This is a genomic window from Mycoplasma sp. 394 (genome assembly GCF_054353895.1).
Genome location: NZ_JBTHHL010000005.1, coordinates 35,002 through 54,235, shown reverse-complemented (window position 1 = coordinate 54,235; position 19,234 = coordinate 35,002). Strand labels below are relative to the sequence as shown.

The window sequence follows — 19,234 nt, the reverse complement described above, 5'->3', positions numbered from 1 at the left end:
ATTCAAAAATTTGGTGTTTTAACTTATTAGCAAATTTATTTTGTTATATAATTAACAAGTTATAAATAAAGGTATATAAATCGTATATTTACTTTTATATCTATATCATAGACTTAAAAGTAGAATATATAATTTTGTTATTTTTATAATAAATTAATTTTATACCTTTAAATTTATAATAAATAAAGTGTATTTATAAGGAGAAACTATGAAAAAACCAATCTTAACACAAGAACAACAACTTGATATTCTAAAGCAACAAATGCAATTCTTTATAGATTATATTTTAAGAAGCGAGTTATATAGTTATATTAAAAATAATCGGAAAATCCAGGTATCAAAAAATATTAATTCCAAAAATGGTTTTTACGAGCGTACCTTGAATACACAAATAGGTAAAATAAAAATTTATCATCCTAGACTAAGAACAACTAGGTTTGTTTCAGTTTTTATCCAAAAATATAATCGCGAAAGTCCTGCTTTTTTACCTAATATTTTCTATTCATATGCACACAATGTAAAGAGTTCTGATAAAATAGAATATTTATCTAATATTATGTCTAGTTATGACAAGGAAATTCAAAATAATTTTGCTCATGCTGTTATAAACAATGCCTGCGATTTTATGCAAACACCAATAGAAAAAGTTTGTGATTCGCTTTATTTAAATAAAATAAATATCAAAAATGACTTTGATGATAAATTTAATGAATATTACTATTTAATTACTGAGAACTCTAATAATCATCAGATTATATGTATTTGATTAAATGATGATAAAAACGAAAACTACTGAACAGTAGTACTAAACGACTTAAAACAACGAGGTTTACAAAGAATTAAACATATTTACAGCAATAATCATAGATTCAATAATGAAGCTGTAAATATCTTTGGAAAAGTTGTTGTCCATAATAATTTAGAATAATAAACTACCTAACTACCTAGGTAGTTTATTATTCTAACATCTTTAATAAAGTGTTTTTAAAATTCTGTGAAAGGGTTTGACTAAAATTAAAGAATTCTATTTTTCCGTTCATCTTATTAAGCAAATTATCTTGATTCTTTCAAAATGGCCCATCTGTTATCAAGATAAAATTTACTCCTTTGCTAACTAATTCATTTTTTCTGTTTATATAACTATCTATAATCTCAATTGGTTTGGAACCAGAATTTAAGAAGAAATTAACTTCAATATTTAAAATTTTTTCATTTTTAATGAGCATAAAATCACCTATTTTATGTAAAGATTTTATGCTATTTATCTTTTTAAAATTCTGCTGTGAAAACAAATGAATATTATATTTTAAACATATCTTTTTTAGTTGTTGATAACATCTTGCTTCAAATCAATTTCCACTTCTATTTTTTCTACCATTAGAATCTAAACCGACTAAAATACCTGTAACATAGTCAAAAACAGAAAATCTAAGTATATTTACAAAAAGATTTTTTAATCCTGTTTTGTTAAACAATTCAAGGAATTCGTCTATTTTACTGTCTGTTAATGTTATCTTTTCATTAAAACTATATTCTTTTATAAAATCTAAATCATCTATAATTTTAAAAGTCTTGTTTTTAGAAAGTTGTTCTCTTTCATTTTTACTTAATGCTAATAAAAGAGGAAAAACTGAAAGAATGTTTGAATTATTATTTAAAAGTTGCTTAAAAACTTCATCAAAATTAGGGTTTTGAACTAAAACTTCCATTTTTTCTAACAAATCCTTATACTTATCTATTCTCAAAACGTTATCTCAATTTGTAAAAAATAAAAAATTTCTGTTAGTCACTAACAAACTGCTTTTAAACTCTTCAATATTAGTCATATTAATAATTAGTAATAATAATTTCTTCCCCTGTTCTTTTGTTTTTATCCCTGTTTATCATTCTTTTAACAACTATTACCTCTTTGTTAAATCCTTTATATAACTGATTTATTAAGGGTGTATTATGATTTGTAATCATAAACAGACATCCTTTTTTATCTAATTTTTTAACTTCTTCTGAAAGTCGAATATGATCATCTTTGGTGAATCCTGTTTTATTATATGCTACAAATATTGCATCGCCTACTACATCATAAGGACTATCAATAAAAATAAAATCTCCCTTTTTTGCTTCATTTAATACTTCTGCAAAATCATGATTCATTATTTTTATCTTTCGATTTAAAAATAATGAAACATTTTTAATGTTTTCTTCGCTAAAAGATGGGTGGTTTTGATTTCCATTGAACGGAACATTAAATTCTCCTTTAGAATTAACCCTATATAAGCCGTTAAAGCAGCGTTTGTTTATATATACAAACATAGCTGCAAGTTGCATATCATATTCATTTTTAAGCAATTTCTGGTTATATTTTGCTCTTATGTAATAATAATCTTCTTTACTGGTATATTTTTGATCATATTTGCTTAATTCATTAATAAATAACTTGTAATTATCTTTGATGTTTTTATAAACATTAATTAATGCAGTATTAATATCATTGATAAAATATTCTTTTGCTTCAATTGTAAATAATACAGCTCCACCACCTACAAAGGGTTCAAAATAACGATTTATATTTTTTGGTAGTTTTTGCTTTATTTTATTTAATATTTGTCTTTTTCCACCTGCTCATTTAACAAAAGGCGATATTTTTTGAGAATCCATAATTTAATTTTATTATATTTACTCACATCACATTTTAAATTTCAAAAATTTATGATGTGATGTAAAAACATCTCCAGTGAGATGTTTTTAAATTATTACAATCCTAATTCTTCATCTGTTGGAATTTGTAGATTTGAACCTACATATTGGAATATTTCTGGACTTTGTTTGATGTATTTACCTTCTAAAATCCGAATTACACTATCGACAGTATCTTCTAAGGAAACATATTGACCAGGTGCTTTAGTAAAGTGTTCAGTCATAAAGAAATTTTGGGTAAAGAAGTTTTCAAGTTGTAAGGCTTTTTTAACAATTGTCTTAGATTCTTCATCTAGTTCATCAAAACCAAGAATTAAAATAACATCTTCTAAGTCTTTATATGCTTTCAAAATTCTTTTGGTTTCTATAATTGCATCAAAATGTTTTTTACCAAGTAATTTTTCATCAACTGAGTTAGATTGTGAAGCGAGTGGGTCAAAAGCAGGGAAAATATTTTTGGCTGATTGCACACGTGAAAGCACTAAACTTCCATCAAGGTGGTTAAATACAGCAACTGCTGATGGATCAGATAAATCATCCATAGGTAGGAACATTGTTTGAAATGATGTGATTGAACCATTTTCGTTTTTATATAAACGATCTTGGATATTAGCAACATCTGATTCTAAGGTTGATTGGTATCCACCAACTGATGGTTTTTTACCTAAGGTTGCACTAGTTTCATTTTCGGCTTGTAAAAAACGGTAAATATTATCGATAAATAACAACACATCCTGATGTTCAACATCTCTTAAGTATTCTGTAGCAGTTACCCCGATTGGAACAATTGACATACGAGCACCTGGTGATTCGTTCATTTTTGAAATATACATTGCAGAACGATCCATTAAGTTTGAACTTTCAAGTTCATTAAATAATTCGATGGCTTCACGAGAACGTTCTCCCGAACCGATGAAAACATTTGATGTATTAGCACTGTTTTTGTTAACATTAAAGATAATTTCTTTCATTAACACAGTTTTACCAACTCCTGCACCTCCAAAAATACCTAATTTATATCCTTTGATAATCGGGATAAAGAAGTCAATTGCTTTAATTCCTGTTTCAACAAGTTCAATTTCATTATGTAAATAACGATTTGGATTAATTGTTGAATCCATTTCAATGTATTTTGGATGGGTATCACGATCTAATAAAGGTTGTCCACGGAATGAATAAATGTTATTTAATGATTGCAATCCAACTGGAACCATAAAACTTTGTTTAGTATTAATTACAGCATCATCGATCGATATTTCTTGTGAGTTATAAATTATAATAGCACGAATAGTAGTATCATTTAGTACTCTTTTTACTAGCAGATAGGTTTTTCCATCATGTAAAGTAAGCAGTTGATTTACTTTTGGAAGATTGTCTTTATCAAATTCTACTTCTATGACATCTGAAAATAAATTAATAATTTTTCCTGGCATTATCTATCTCCTAATTCTCTAGCAACTTGTTCTAATATCGCAGGTTGGATTTTGAATAAATCATCTGTTTCAATTTCTCAATTTAAATTATATGTATCTGAATATTGTTTCAATGCATTAGCAAAAAATGATTTATGTAAATTATCATCGTAGTTTTCACCACTCATTACAGTATTATATGAATTACGCGCTTGCTCATCAACTTGAATTAATTTATCAATAAAAGCGATTGCTTTTTGTTCATCTTTAACACCTTTTAAAATAGTTCAACTGATTAACTTTGATGAGAACAAAATAAGATCTTGGGTATGTAACGAAAATCCTCTTTGGGTAAACATCTTATCAATCATTTTTCCTTTATAAATTAATAACGAAGTTTCTTTATTAAAATCATAATCTAGCATCGCAAGCTTTAAATGACGTTTATATTCTTTATATGCTTTACCAATTTCAGCAGCAACCTTAGTAACAAGTCTACTTTGCACACTTGAACCAGTTCTGGATACTGATAAGTTAATGTTTATTGCTGGTAATACCCCTTGTGAGAATAAATCAGCACTTGTAACAACTTGTCCATCGGTAATTGAGATAATATTTGAAGCAATTAACGATGTAATATCACCATCAACAGTTTGCAGAATTGGTAATGCTGTAATAGTTTTACGACCTACAAACGAACCAGCTCTTTCGAGTAGTTGTGAATGTGAAAAGAATGTATCTCCAGGCATCGCTTCTTTTCCTACTGGTCGATCTGTTAATAAAGCAATTTCACGGATAATATTAGCATGCTTGGTTAAATCATCAAAAACAATTAATACATCATCTTCATAAGAAATATTTTCAGCATGTGCCATACCGATATATGGTGCTAAATATTGTTCATATGCACTTGTTGATGGTGCATCAATTATTATAGTATTTTCTAAAGCATCATATTCTGCTAAGGTATTATAAATTCTGGTAATCGCTTCGCGTTTTTGTCCGATTGCTACATAAACACATTTTACCCCGTTGCGAGCTTGGTTAATAATCGCATTTAACGCAATATGAGTTTTTCCGGTTTGACGATCTCCAATGATTAATTCACGTTGTCCTTTACCAATTGGGATTAATAAATCGATTGCTACAATACCGGTAAATAATTGTTCGTTTAAGGTTTTGACGGTGGTTAAATCATGTGCTAGTTCAAAGATTTTTGCTCCGAGTGGAGTAGGTTTATATGTGTTTTCTGCAGTTGGTAAAATCACATTCCCTTCGATGTCAATAACCTTACCAAAATAATTTTGAAAAGTATCAATTCTTGCTTCATCGTTTTCTAAAACAACTTCTGAATTAATCCGTAATTGTGCATTTTTGGTATTAGCAATCAAAAAGGCACGGGTTTTGCTTGCATTGATTAACATAAGTTTTATCTTAGGATTTTCCTTAAGGTGATAAAACTGTCTCTGTTTATAAGGGAATTCACCAGATACTTCAACTATGTAATCAAAAATTGATGTAATTTTTGGGTTATTCATATTAAATTCCTTTCAATCCTATTCCTAAAAATACTGAACCGATAGCTAGGAATAGAATAATTGCTACGATTGCGATAATGTAAATAGTTTTAAGTTGATTATTTCTTTTAAGTCTATTAATAATAGCTTCAACAGAATTCAATGCAACTAAAATGCTTCCTGTGGCTAAAAATAATATTCCTAAAATTGTTAACAGATTATTATCAGTTTGTTTAAACTTTTGTAATTGACTATCAATTAATTGATAGTGTTGTTGATATGAATCAATTGTTTTTTGACTTTCTTTATCTGCATCACTTTGATCTTCTTCGGGTGGTGTAGGCGGTAGTTTATTAGCAATAATTAACTGTTTAAGTGCTAACATACCAGGACCAATTTCTTTTACTAAATTAACATAATTATCATATCAAGTTATAATATTAAATGTAGGTTGTTGTGATTGTGAATATTGTAATAATTTGTTAATGTTAACTTCTGTCTGTTTAATAAAGTCGTTAAATACTTTGGTATTCGCTTTAATTTGTTTAATATTTTCTTCCACTGTTTTTCTTACTTCATTATTTTTTAAAGCAAGAAGAATAAAAGTTAATTCATCTTTATATGCTTGTGCAAGGTGAGAAAAATATGGACCATTATATCTTTTTGACTCAACTGATGAACCTTTAAGATTTCTAAATAAAAATCCCATAACTGCTTCAGAAGAAGTTTTTATTGATTGTGCATTTACTTTGTCATAATCTGGAGTATTTATAACTGTAAATTTTGGATCATTTAACAATGTTTCACGTTGGATGTTGAATGGTTTTTCGGTTGCTGTAAATTGCACCCCGTAAACTACCATACTAAAAATTGCTGTTCTAACATCTTTTAAGAAATTTAATTTATCATAGTCTAAATAGAATGTTTTAGTTACTTCATTGTCACCGTCTTTAACTGTATCTTCGTATTCAATACCTACTGCTTTATATAAATCTTCGAATTTTTCTTTTAGTGCTTTTATTTCACCTTGATATAAGAAATTGAATCTCTTGTGAGTTTCATCATCAGTGGTATCAAGGTATTTATATTTTGTAGAACTTGGAGCATCTTTATCAGCATCTGTTTTATTTGCATCCGAATCAACTTGTGCAACTTGATATTCACGTTTTAACTTAGGATCTAGTAAGTCCTGAATTTCAATAGTAGGTATTAATGAATTTCTAGCATTATCGGTAGGTTTTTCAAGTTTTACAACTCGATATCTATAACGAATGTTAATCGGATTATCAAAGAAGAATAAACTATCTTTTACTTCTTGTGAAACATTTTGGTCATTGAAAACCCTATATAAATAATCTCCCAAATCTTCTCCATCATTTCTTGCGATAGGCAGATTTTGATCAACAGGGTTATAAAGTTTATAACTGATATTCGGAAATAATGGTGGTAGTTGCAAAATTAATTCTTGAGGATTTATCGGAGGATTTAATGCATCATTGGGTTGTTCAGGTAAATTCGGATTTGTATTCGGTGCAGCTGAATCAGGTGGAGTGACTTGATTGTTTTGTGGGGGCTGTTGCTTAGGTTCTATCTCAATATCTTTGTTAGCTTCTAAGTCAAATGCTGTATATCTTGGTTTGATCTTATTTATAAAGTATTCATCTCAAGTTTTAAATCCTTTAGGTGGTGTAACAGTATATGAATCGGTTTTAGGATCATATACAACTTCAACATTCTTACCGATTTTAGTGATATCATCAGGATTCATAAAGATTTCTGAAATCTTATCTTTTAACTTATTGATATACTTATTTAAAGCTGTATCGAGTTCAGTTTTATTAATGGTATTTTTTTGATCTTTACGTTTTTCATCAATATTAATTTCATTTTGATCATTACCTTCAATAGCCTTCTCATAGTTTGTCGGATCACTTTTACCGACTTTTATATTTGTATAATCCTTACCATTGAACTTAACGGTTGCATAATCATAATATTTATCCCGAGATATTACCTTTGGAAAGATTGCATTCATTCCGTATTTTTCAGGGTTAGCAGCAATATCATCTTTATGATCACTAAAGAATTTAATTAACTTATCTAAGTAAGTTATTTTACTTCGATTTCCACGATAATCATCTTTTGGTTTTTGTTCTTCACTACCTTTTCCTGGTTCTTCCCCAGGATTGGATGGTTGTTGTTGACCACCCTGACTGCCTGGATTTGATGGTTGTTCATTACTTCCTTGATCCCCTGGATTTTGGGTATTTCCACCAGGTTTTGTTTCAGGTGTTGTTGAAGATGGATTTACAGCAGAATCAGCAACTTTTTGTTCTTTATCTCTTTCGTTCTGTAAATATTGAATAAGATTATCTAAAAAAGGTTTTAAGTCTGAATGAAACTTATCATCTGCTTCTGTTCTAAATGTATCAAAATCAGGCGATATATCTCTAGGTTTATTTTGCTTTGGATTGCGAGGATCCTCTGGTGGATTATTTGGATCGCTAGGTGTCCCAGGATTATCTGGAGTACTTGGATTTTCTTCACCATCTGTTTGCTTAATATCTAACTTTGCTTTGTTTTGTGTAGAAAACGAAATTATAGGTGTCATTGTGGTAGTTGCTAACGAAAGAACATTAAGAATTTTTTTTCATTTTTTACTCATATGTTTCCCTTTCTGTTAAATTCAACAACTGCTTTAATTCTAATTCATATAAATCATTTTTCAAGTCATCTAATAAGATGGTTTCATCAATGCTTAAACCGACAAATCGCAAGGTTTTTAAACGAGATATTTGATATTTAAGTGGATCAAGTTCTTTTTTGTATTTTTGCTTTGTTGCAGCAACTTTGAAAAAATGGATATTAGAAAATGAATTTACTAAGGTTTTATCAGGTTTTGAAACTATATTAACATTCTTTAAAAACATAAAGAAAGTGTTTTTGTTTTGTGGATTAACTAATTTAATTAACATTCTTGGATATGCACCGATAGAGTTATCAGAAACTTTAATTCAAGTATTTTCTTGATAATGATTAATATATAAATCATAATTTTTAATTCTTAATTTCTTATTATCCAAGAAAATCATTTCAATAGGTTTACTCATACTCATTTCGACCTTCTTCAAAAATAGTTTGTTTTTTCTTAGTTAATAAAACAATTTCTTCTATTTGTTTTTCTTGTTTAATGCGATGGATCTGTTTAGTAACTTTAAGAAGTTCTTCATCGAGTTGTTTTACTTTTTTATTAGCAGCAACTAAAGCATTTTTAGCATTATAAAACGATGATTCGATAATTAATGAGTTAATGGCGTTTTCAATGAAAATGGTAATTTGATTATCAATAAAACTTTCAATGTTTGGATAAATTTTATAATCTTTAATAACCTTATCAAACTCATTTTCTGGATGGATGTTAAGTAATTTACCAACATCAAAATTTGACATCGGAAGCAATGTAAAAGGTTCTTTATAGTTTTTATTTGAGTTAATAACTAGATGCACATTTTTATATTCACTATCTAAATATAAAATCTTGGTTAGTTGTGCTAATGTTCTTGTGAGGTTTTTTTCTGCAGAACTTTTAAATGTTTTAATTACATTTAAATTATTGCTTTTAGCAAAATTTAATGCACGGTTTCCGATAGTAATAAAATCAACATTTTTACCTTTAATTTTATTTAAAATTGTTTTTTCATAACGAGTATATGAATCGGTTCCATATTTTTGTTCTTCAGTTAAATAAATATACAGTTCTTTTTCTTTAATAAATGATTTTTTTAGATTTCTTAAAAAACTATTATTTTTAACAAATGAAATATCTTCAATAAAACTGTTTTTGATGTTATATTTATTTTTAAGTGCTTGAATTAACTGCACATTTAATAAAGCATTATCAACATAAAAAGCAAGTTTTCGTGTTAGTTTAACAATTGTTATTAATAAAATATTTTTATCATTATTAACTTTGATTTTAATATTTTCAAAGTTTTGTTTTTTCTGAATGATATCTTTTAAATGCATTTTATTCTTCTTTTAAAATATTATTATTAAAGAAAAGTTTTAAAGCATTGGTATATTTTGAAATAAATAAAACTATGTTAGGTAGAATTTCAACAACATAACCACCTAGTAGCAACCTTAATAAAGATAAATTAATTTCATTTAATAAAATTTCAAATTTGTCTTCATTTTGGTTAGGATTTTCAGTTAGATAAACCTCTCCGTCAACTTTTTGATATTTAGCAATTTCTAAATTTAATTCATCTATATTTTCATCTGGGTTAACAACCAAATCAAAAGATTGTGTTTTAAAACTTATTGCTTGATTATTAGATGATTCATATTTAGCTAACATCGGAACTAGTTTGTTAAGACTAAATTTTGGATTTAAATTAAAAGTAATTACAAATTTTTGAAAAAGTAAATCATATTTATTTTTAAATGCCTTTTTAACTTGTTCCTCAAAGTTTTCAAATTCCTTTGAATTAAAACTTGAATTAAGTTTTAACAAAACAGAAGCAAAGAATTGTTTGTAACTGACGAATTTTGATTCTGAAACAAGTTGGTTATATGAGTTATAAACCTCTAAAAGTTCAGGTGTTTCAACTAGTATAGTTTTATTTTTCATGAGTAATTACTCCTTTATTTTTAGATGCAAAATTAATTTTATGTAATCAAACATAAGTGTAAATAAGAATTGAGATAAAGAACAATCCGACAACAATTAAATTAATAATGGTAAGTATTTTAAGTAAGGAAATTGGGGTAGGTGCTGATATCAACATAAAGTTATCTTGAGCAACTAACAAGTGATTTAAAGCATAGATAAAGATTAATGAGCTATGTAAAAATAAGGAACTAAGAATTGCAAAAATTGATAATCGATTTATATTTTTATGACGAACAATATAATGAATATAAATTGCTGCAGAGAAGATAGTTATCGCAAAGACATTATATACATAATCGCTTGGGCTAGATATAACAAAGATTGAAACTGTTAATAGCATTCATAACAATCCTTGTGTTAAGGACATATAAATGGTAAATAATGCTGTATTTTTATTTTTTCTAAAGAAAAATTCAATCCCAACAAAATATCCTGTAGTAATTAAGAATCCAATTACTATGAATAAAATGTATAAATAATTATATGAATCACCACCATCTAATAAGGTAAGACGATTTCGCAAATTGATAGTCATTGTTTTAATAACTAATAACAATAAAACACCTATAATAGCAAAATATAAAACAAATTTATCTTTAGAAGCATTATCAGAAATTTCATTTTCACTATAACGAAGCACTTTTTTGATGTTTGCTCCTAAAATAGATAAACCAACTAAGATAAATAATAAAATAATGATTACTAGGTTTTTAGCAGCTTTAACATTAAATAATGCATCAACAGCTGCTCAATAAGAGTTTTTGCTTGAAAATAATAAGTATTCTGAACCTTTTATTAATTCGTTACCTGGGACTGTTGCTCTAATGGTATCTGGATTTTCTTGTGTAGGTTCAGGAAAATAAGCATTTGCATCTCATAAAAACATATTAATTAAGGTAAATAATAACAAGATAGTATGTGAAACTATTTGAATTACCAAAGGTCATATTGAAGCATATAAAAGTGGTTCTGATTTACGTTTATAAATATAAGTATATATTTCATACGCAACATTAATTAAAAATAGCGGAATTAATAAATAATACAAACTAAATACATCATGAGCGATTGTTGTGGTATCTTTGGTTAATGCAAAAAAGAGTGAAAACAATGATATAAGTGATAAAGTAAAATATAGTAAATAGAAAATTAAATAAGTTGCAATACGTTCTTTTTGTTGTTCTATTGATTTGAAGTTTTTAAACACTGAATAAAAGAACACAAATACAAGTGGACTAAAGCGCAGCATTATTACAGCATTATCTTGCCTTGAAATTACTGAATTAAAGTTAAATAAATCTGAATATGGTTTATCCGAAGCAGATTGACTAAGTAATGATGTAAGGAAAATAGATTTATCTAGCAAGTTGACAACAACTAACACCGAAATTACAAAGAAAGAAACTAAAATATATTTATAAATAGTGCTTCATCAACTCTGTGATTTAGAATTAAGTTGATTGCTATAATCATTATAAATTTTTTGATTGATTATGACTTTATTAATTTTGTTCATTATTTTCCTTGGTATTTTGATATGTTAATAGATTATTAGTAAATTTAAATTGTTCTGGGATGTTTTCGCTTGCAAATCCATTTGGAAATAAGTTAGTTTTACCGATATTTAACTTAGACATTGCTTCACGATATGAATTCTTTTGATCTTTTCCACCACCATAAATTAAATCATATTGTGGTAAATTATAGCTTCCATATAATCCATTATAACTGTATCCTTCGGATCTAAATGCTGCTGCTAAACCGGTTCTTGCTGTTGGATTAGAATAATGATAAATTCCAACTAACTCGTTTTTTTGGTTTCGAACCGACGAACCAGATGCACCACCACCTGGAGCATATCAACGTGGCATATATTCTAAACCAAAGTTAATATATTGCTTATTATCATCAGATGTATATAGGTTTTGTAACGGACTTTTACCGTGAGATAAAACAGGTGCAGATAAGAAAGCATCAGTAAGGCCGGGTTTATCAATAAAGGTCCGATATGCTAAATCATATGATAAACGGTTCCCACGAGCAAGTCGTTCTTGGGTTTTTTGATCTGAATCGTTTTCTCCTACCTTATAGTCATAAAAATCAGGATCAGAATTAATTCATAAGGTCCGATAATATTTTGCTACATTAATTTGGTCATCATCAATATATCTTTTTAGATAAAAATCTCTTCAACTACCTGAATCAGCTAACGGGAAACCTAGAATAAATAATTGATCGTATTTATTTAATGAATTTTCTTCGTTTTTCTTAACTGCTAAGGGGACATTAATCTTTTGATAATCTTTTAAATACGAATTAGGTAAGAATTTAACTTTTTTATCATCTGGTAAGTCCTTATAATCATTAGTAACCAATTTTGCTAATGCTGCAGCATTGGATGCTTCATTAGTATTTATCAAAACTTTTGATAAATCCACTTTTTCAAAATCTATTTCTACTACTGCAAAATCAGCAAATTCTTCTACATTTTTATATAAATCTTTTTGTGGTTCTGCTAAATAATCTGATGGTTTCGTTTTAAGAAAATCACGTGCATCAAAAACTCTACGAATTGCTTCCTTGTTAAATCCAAAAGTTCTAAACATTGCAGGACTATTTAATCCAACTAATTTTAAGGTATTTAACACAGGATTAACATCCTTATTCATTCTGGTTATTCCAAAACCAACAAACCTTCCTTCTTTAATCGCATCAGCAACATGTAAATTAGTTCCAAAATAAAACTTAGTTGGGTAGCTTCCATCATCTGGAATTTGATAATCCATAATTCACATTGTTCCACCAATATTATCTTGTTGTTTAGCAAAAATAGGTAGGGTAATTAATGAATTATAAGCAACAGATGAATTAATTTCATTTAGAACTCTTTGCTTTACATCAGCAGGGAAATTTGCTGCTTCAAGTTGCTTGCGCATTGGTGCTTTATAAATTTCTAAATAATCATTTACAAGTTTATTAACTTTTGTGTAATCATTATTATTTTCTTTAACAAGTTCGTTATAAACTTCATCACGAACATATTCTTTTCATTGCGATCCTGGATTTTTAGTAAGTCTTTCAGTGTAATATTTAACTCTTTGTGGATCACTTAATTTTTTTATAAATTCAGTTAAATCTTCTTTGTTTTCAAGTATTTTAGCAACTTGATTACGAATATTTTCATCACCGGAAACTAAGAAGTTCCCAATATTAATTGCATATGTTTGTTTTGCAATATCAACATATGTTTGATTAGGTAGTGTACGAGCTAATCCGGTTGTTTTAAACGGTTCTTTCTTACCATATGAATCAACTCAACTCGGTTGTGCTGGTTGTGATTCTTGATTAATATATAATCCATCCACACTCCCATCTGATTTATAAACAGGTGTAGAAAAACCTTTAACAACACTGCTACGATAATCAGAAACACCTACCGACGCTGCTTTTTGATTAAAACTTGCTATTTCAGATGCACTTGTTTTTTTGAAAAGTCCACCTCTTAAACTCTCCCAAGAACCATCAGCAGATGCATATTTAACAAATGAATCAGTATATTTTTGATTATCATAATCATATCTTTGTTTTAAATCTTTATTAAAGTAGGTTTTGAATTCGTCATTACTTGGAGCAGGGATATGGATAGTTTCTTCCATACCTTGCTTAAATCCACTGATATCATAACTTTTCACAATGGTATCTTTTTTATTAGTAGGATTGGTGAATTCAACATATATAGTTAATTTACCTTCTTGATTTGCCTTAGCACGATTATTTCCATCTAAAGTTGCATTAGTTAAAACTGCCTTAAACTTATTTATGTAGTTATCTTTAACCTTAATACTTCAATTTTGTAAGTTATCAAAAACTTTTGTAGGAAGTGTATTTTCTTTTGTGGTAGGAACTAATGTGTTTGTCGCAACTAATTCAAATTGGTCATCTGGTTTTAATGAATTAACTATTGTAGCAAATTCTGCTTTTGATATAGGTTTAACTGGTTTTTGCACACCAACAGATTGTCCACCTGAACCACCGGAAGAACTTGAACTCCCTGGGTCATTAGAACTTCGTGTTCCATCCTGATCAGAAGAACTTTTTGCTCCTCCTGAATCGGTTGAACTAACTGAACCACCTTTTGTTACTGAACCATTAGTATCTTTTTTGTCCTCTTTGGTTCCACAAGCAACAGCAATTGTTGCTGGAATTAATAAGGATGCAGATAAAATACTAAATCGTTTTATTTTATTCATATAACCTCCTAAGTTAATGTAAGATCATCTTCTTGTTGACTATATACAGCAACTGTATATCCATTTGATTCAAGTTGTTTTTTTAACTCTATTGCTTGTGGTTGTACATAAATGGTCGTTTTATTAAGTTGTTTAGCTAAATCAAATAAATCTTTTAAATAACCTAATCCACGTGATGTTAATTGATCTGAACCGGTTAAATAAACATATTTAGTTGTATTGTTGTTACTAAATATTATTTTTGCATCTGGTGGACCCGGTTCTCCTTTAGCGATGTTTTCAAAACCTGCATCATTTAATTCTTTAGAAGAAATGTTAAAGTATTCTGAATCATTAAATAATAATAATCTTTTAATTTTTCTTGGAGCATTTGATGTTTTAACTACATCTGAGAATACTAAACCATGCAATGAACGAATTGATGGTGCTCTAGAAAAATCAAGACCTAACGGATAACTGTTTCCACTTTCATTGTTATCGGGATGGTTTCCACCTCCGCTTTGTCCTTCAAATATTTTTTCATTATTTCTAGTTCAATATGCCATTCTTAAACCATCATTAATTCTTGAATATGGATCAGAAGTGTTCTTTTTTATATCACTTTCTTCAAAAGCAAGAGAGTCAAATACAATTCTAGTAGCTATATTTGAATTCGCTGGATAATCTCTACTTACATTATAATCTAGTGTATTAACCCAAGCGGTTTTACGAAGAGCTAACGGGTTAATTGATCATTTTTCTGAAAGTGCATTTCCGGTTGTATATAAACCTAATTCATCGATTTCTTTGTATTCTAGCTCTATTAATGCAGATGTATTTGCAGCAGATGCATCAAAGAATAATTCTAATTGAGGAATTTTTTGAGGTAATAAATCTAAAATTTCTTTAAATTTCTGATTCGCCGATGCTGCACCCATATTTAAGAAACGATATGAAGTAATATTAATATTATCTTTTTTAAATCCTTCCAAAAGTTCTTTTGTTTTAGCATATGCTTTAGAATCAAACATATTAATTTCTAAAACAGTTCCTTCATTAAGTTGTCCATCAACTTTTTGCTTTGCTGTAAGTTTATAAATATTAATACCTTTTATTCCTTGAATATCATATTTAGCAAATCTTGCTTCATATTTTATATCAGTTTTATTTCAGTCTTTATAATTACCACTTAAAATTGAATCACCATCACGGCCAAATGGTCCTGAGATCCTAAAGGTTCTCCTAGTTTCATTATCTCTTGTTTGTACACCTAAAACTGAGTTAAATTCATCTGGTTGACCAAATGCATGTGAGTTAATTTTTCCATCTTCAGTGATATAAATTTCTCTCGGATCTAAAACAAATCCTTTTTGTAATTCCGAATATGCACTTGGATCTATTTGGGTAAATTTAGAAAAGTCAATATTTTCTATTAAGAGTCAATCACGAACTGTTTTATCAGGGTAATTTTTAAATTTTTCATAATCAGCTGGATTCTTTAAAAAATACTTGATATTAGGTGAATCTATTAATCTACTGTATTGATATCGTTTTTTTTCTCAAACTCATGGTTGTTGATTAATATAACTTTGAATATTAGCATCGCGTTCAGTTTCTGTTTTATATTGTTTATCATCAAAAATTTGCTTAATAAACCCTATTGTATCATTCGGATTATCATGTATGGTTTTAAATGCTGCAACTGCATTAGATAAAACCCTGTTAGTCAGTTGGTCTGTAACTGTAATACTATTTAGAACCTTATTTATTTCCTGTGAATATGGTCTTCGATTAGCGATATCACGTTCTACATCATATTGAGCAATTGTTCTTCCTGGATTTTGTGTAACATCTGCATCAACAGGTACACCTTGAATATATATTTTATTCGATTGTTCTTGTTTAGGACTAAAGTTTTCTTGTTTTTTTACTTCCTGCTTTGGAGGTTGAGCAATTGGTAATTCTTTCTTTTCGTCTTCTTTTGGTGGGGTTATAACGATTTGTTTTATTTTTTGCGCTGAAGCAGGTTCACTCTTCTTTATTTCTTGTTTTGTTTCAGGTTTTGGTTCATCTTTTTTCTTTTCAGGAACTTGTTTTAACTCTTGTTTTTCTATCGGTTTTGGTTTTTCAATTTGATTTAAAATAACTGTTTCCTTAGTTTTTGTCACTTCTTTGTTTTCATCAACTTTTTTAGTTGTCTTAACAGTAGGTTCATCTATTTTTTTAACCTTTTCTTTTGGTTTAGGTAAATTTAAATCAACAACTGAACTAATGCCAGCTGTTATATCAGTATGATTTATATTTTCTAAAACTGGTTTATTAATTGATTCAGGTAGGTTGCTACTATTATCTGACGATGAGGTGGGTGAAAAATTATACAGGACTGATCCAGTGACACTTGAAACAAGTGATGTACCAACTACTAAACCACTTAATATCAAATATTTTCGTTTTAATTTTATACTCATATGACACTCCTTCGATTGACACGTATATATATATATATATATGAAATATATGCATACATATCTACTTAAAATGTCTTCTATACTGTTATTATAGTATTTTTACTAAAAATAAAAGATTTTTTTCTTTAAAAAGTTTTTACTTTTATTTTCTAATGCAAAATTATATTATTTTTTCATTTTATAAAAGAAATTCATAAAATTTTTTTTATAGCAGTATTTTATAGTAAATTATAATTTTGTATAATTAATTTATGAATAAACCTAAAATTATTTTTATTGACTTAGATGGAACAGCAATTGATGGTCCTGGAGAAAAGTTTTGACAAAAAGAAGTAACCGAATTTACTAAGGAAATAGTTAAAAAAGTTCAAAATTTTATTCCTATTGTAGTTTCAACAGGACGTGGGGTTAATCCTAAAACTCTTGCTATTGTTCAAAGTTTAGGTTCAAGCTCTTATATTGCTTGAAATGGTGCTCAAACAGTTATAAATGGACAAGTTGTCCATTCAGTTGTTATTCCAAAAGATATTGCTAATGAATTATTTGATGAAATAAAGAAAAATAAATGCTTTGTTGTTTATGATTCTAATCCAAGAGAACATGCATATACCAAAAACTGATTTTATCGTCTAGTAATGGGTTTTGGTAAAAAAACAGCAAAAAAATATTCACAATATAATAAAGATTTCGAACCTGCTAAAGCATTAATTTGAAGTCCTTCAAAAAATAAAATTTTAAGATTAGCTGAAAAATGAAGCGAAAAATTTGATGGAAAATTAAATGTTTCATTATCTGGAAGTAACAATATTATCGAAATAACAAATGTAGGTATTTCTAAGGGTGCAGAAGAGGCAAGATTATGTGAATTATGGGGAATTGATCCAAAAGAAGCAATGCATATCGGTGATTCAATGAATGATGCATCTGCTAAAGAACATATTGGTAAATTAGTTGCTATGGCTAATGCTGTTCCTGAATTAAAAGAAATTGCTGATCAAGTTACAAAATTTCCTTGTTCTGAATCTGGATTAGCTCGTTATATAGAGCAATTTATAAAATAAGCAGATTTTATCTGCCTATTTTAATGTCTTTTGAATTTGTTTATAAATATCAGAATTAGTTGTATCTGAAATCTGTGCAAGAACTTCATTAAGTAGTTTTGCTTCTTTTCTGGAAATATCAGGAACTATAAAACTTAAAATAACAATTAAATTACCAACTCCATATTTGTTTTTAACGCCCTTACCTGGAATTCTAATTTCTTGACCAGATACATAACTTCTTTTTAATGTATAACTTACATCGCCATAAGGTGTAGGAATAATAACATCTCTTTCTGCTAGCACATCGAAAACTGATACTGGATAATTTAAATATAAATCATTATCTTTGCGTTTAAAATGTTTATGTGGTTTAATACGTATTTGAATATACATATCTCCTGATGATCCACCATTAATTCCTGGTTCACCATAACCATCGAGTCTTAATTCTCTACCATCATCTATTCCTTGTGGGATTTGTAAGTTAACAGTTTTAAGTTGTCTTTCATATTTGTTACCACGACATACACTACATTTTTTAACTATTCTTTTACCAACTCCACCACAAGTTCCACAAACAACATGCTGTTGCATTTGTCCAAAGATACCACGTGCCACTTTGGTTACATGACCACTACCTCTACATGTTGAACAAGTTTGGATATCAGATGCACTTTCAGCTCCACTTCCACCGCAATGTAAACATGTTTCATTTTTATACATCTTTTGTTTAATATTTTCACCCATTAAAGATTGCATAAAAGTAATTTCCATTGTTGCATGGATATCTTGACCCTTTCGTGGTTGATTGCTTGTTTTGCGAGAACCACCACCAAAACCTGAAAATATTGATTCAAAAATATCACCAAACCCTTCGAAACTACTTGCAAAATCCGAATAATTTGCTCCATTTGCATATTGTCCATTTGCTCCAGCATGTCCAAATTGATCATATGCACTACGTTTTTTAGAATCTGAAAGCACTTCATATGCTTCATTTATTTCCTGCATCTTTGTATGACTATCTGCATCAGTTGATTTATCTGGGTGATATTTTTTAGCTAACGAACGATAAGCTGATTTAATCTCTTGCTCGCTTGCTGTTTTACTTACTCCTAAAACTTCATAATAATCTCTCTTTGTACTCATAGTATTTAAATTTTAGCACATTTTTTGTTTATTTGCTAATTTTTTAA

14 protein-coding genes are annotated in these 19,234 nt (G+C 28.3%); 2 read left to right on the top strand and 12 right to left on the bottom strand.

Going from position 1 to position 19,234, the window contains the following annotated elements; all coding sequences use genetic code 4:
• The first annotated feature begins 208 nt into the window (after positions 1–208).
• The gene (locus tag ACXYRQ_RS02580) at positions 209–928 is read left to right on the top strand and encodes a transposase (RefSeq protein WP_458614718.1); all 720 of its coding nucleotides are present in this window, start codon (positions 209–211) and stop codon (positions 926–928) included.
• 28 nt (positions 929–956) lie between these two features.
• On the opposite strand, the gene ACXYRQ_RS02575 is transcribed toward ACXYRQ_RS02580, so the two are convergent.
• From ACXYRQ_RS02575 to ACXYRQ_RS02525, 11 genes are all read right to left on the bottom strand, one after another.
• On the bottom strand, positions 957–1,826 hold the full coding sequence (locus ACXYRQ_RS02575) for a DpnII family type II restriction endonuclease (RefSeq protein ID WP_458614717.1): 870 nt from the start codon (positions 1,824–1,826) through the stop codon (positions 957–959).
• Between the two features lies 1 nt (position 1,827).
• Complete coding sequence (locus ACXYRQ_RS02570; RefSeq protein ID WP_458614716.1) at positions 1,828–2,655, bottom strand: DNA adenine methylase; 828 nt, start codon at positions 2,653–2,655, stop codon at positions 1,828–1,830.
• Positions 2,656–2,750: 95 nt separating this feature from the next.
• On the bottom strand, positions 2,751–4,127 hold the full coding sequence (locus ACXYRQ_RS02565; protein ID WP_458597644.1) for an MSC_0618 family F1-like ATPase beta subunit: 1,377 nt from the start codon (positions 4,125–4,127) through the stop codon (positions 2,751–2,753).
• Positions 4,127–5,644, bottom strand: coding sequence for an MSC_0619 family F1-like ATPase alpha subunit (locus ACXYRQ_RS02560; protein WP_458597645.1), 1,518 nt, complete (start codon positions 5,642–5,644; stop codon positions 4,127–4,129). The genes ACXYRQ_RS02565 and ACXYRQ_RS02560 overlap by 1 nt, the downstream gene beginning before the upstream one ends.
• Position 5,645: 1 nt before the next feature.
• Positions 5,646–8,288, bottom strand: coding sequence for an MSC_0620 family F1-like ATPase-associated subunit (locus ACXYRQ_RS02555; RefSeq protein ID WP_458614715.1), 2,643 nt, complete (start codon positions 8,286–8,288; stop codon positions 5,646–5,648).
• Positions 8,281–8,733 (bottom strand): MSC_0621 family F1-like ATPase epsilon subunit, encoded by a 453-nt coding sequence (locus ACXYRQ_RS02550; RefSeq protein WP_458607600.1) that lies wholly within the window; start codon positions 8,731–8,733, stop codon positions 8,281–8,283. Before ACXYRQ_RS02550 ends, ACXYRQ_RS02555 begins: the two co-directional genes overlap by 8 nt.
• On the bottom strand, positions 8,726–9,649 hold the full coding sequence (locus tag ACXYRQ_RS02545) for an MSC_0622 family F1-like ATPase gamma subunit (RefSeq protein WP_458614714.1): 924 nt from the start codon (positions 9,647–9,649) through the stop codon (positions 8,726–8,728). The genes ACXYRQ_RS02550 and ACXYRQ_RS02545 overlap by 8 nt, the downstream gene beginning before the upstream one ends.
• A gap of 1 nt (position 9,650) precedes the next feature.
• Positions 9,651–10,256, bottom strand: coding sequence for an MSC_0623 family F1-like ATPase-associated protein (locus tag ACXYRQ_RS02540; RefSeq protein WP_458597649.1), 606 nt, complete (start codon positions 10,254–10,256; stop codon positions 9,651–9,653).
• Positions 10,246–11,814, bottom strand: coding sequence for an MSC_0624 family F1-like ATPase-associated membrane protein (locus ACXYRQ_RS02535; protein ID WP_458614713.1), 1,569 nt, complete (start codon positions 11,812–11,814; stop codon positions 10,246–10,248). Before ACXYRQ_RS02535 ends, ACXYRQ_RS02540 begins: the two co-directional genes overlap by 11 nt.
• Complete coding sequence (mip, locus tag ACXYRQ_RS02530) at positions 11,801–14,548, bottom strand: Ig-specific serine endopeptidase MIP (protein ID WP_458614712.1); 2,748 nt, start codon at positions 14,546–14,548, stop codon at positions 11,801–11,803. Before mip ends, ACXYRQ_RS02535 begins: the two co-directional genes overlap by 14 nt.
• Positions 14,549–14,556: 8 nt before the next feature.
• A complete protein-coding gene (locus ACXYRQ_RS02525) occupies positions 14,557–16,995 on the bottom strand; it encodes a putative immunoglobulin-blocking virulence protein (RefSeq protein ID WP_458614711.1) in 2,439 nt (812 codons plus the stop codon).
• Between the two features lie 251 nt (positions 16,996–17,246).
• On the opposite strand from ACXYRQ_RS02525, the gene ACXYRQ_RS02520 reads away from it, so the two are divergent.
• Positions 17,247–18,056: an HAD hydrolase family protein gene (locus ACXYRQ_RS02520; protein WP_458614356.1), complete on the top strand. Its 810-nt coding sequence runs from the start codon at positions 17,247–17,249 to the stop codon at positions 18,054–18,056.
• Positions 18,057–18,071: 15 nt separating this feature from the next.
• Here ACXYRQ_RS02520 and dnaJ read toward each other — a convergent pair whose 3' ends face one another.
• Positions 18,072–19,187, bottom strand: coding sequence for a molecular chaperone DnaJ (gene dnaJ, locus ACXYRQ_RS02515; protein ID WP_458614357.1), 1,116 nt, complete (start codon positions 19,185–19,187; stop codon positions 18,072–18,074).
• Between the last annotated feature and the right edge of the window lie 47 nt (positions 19,188–19,234).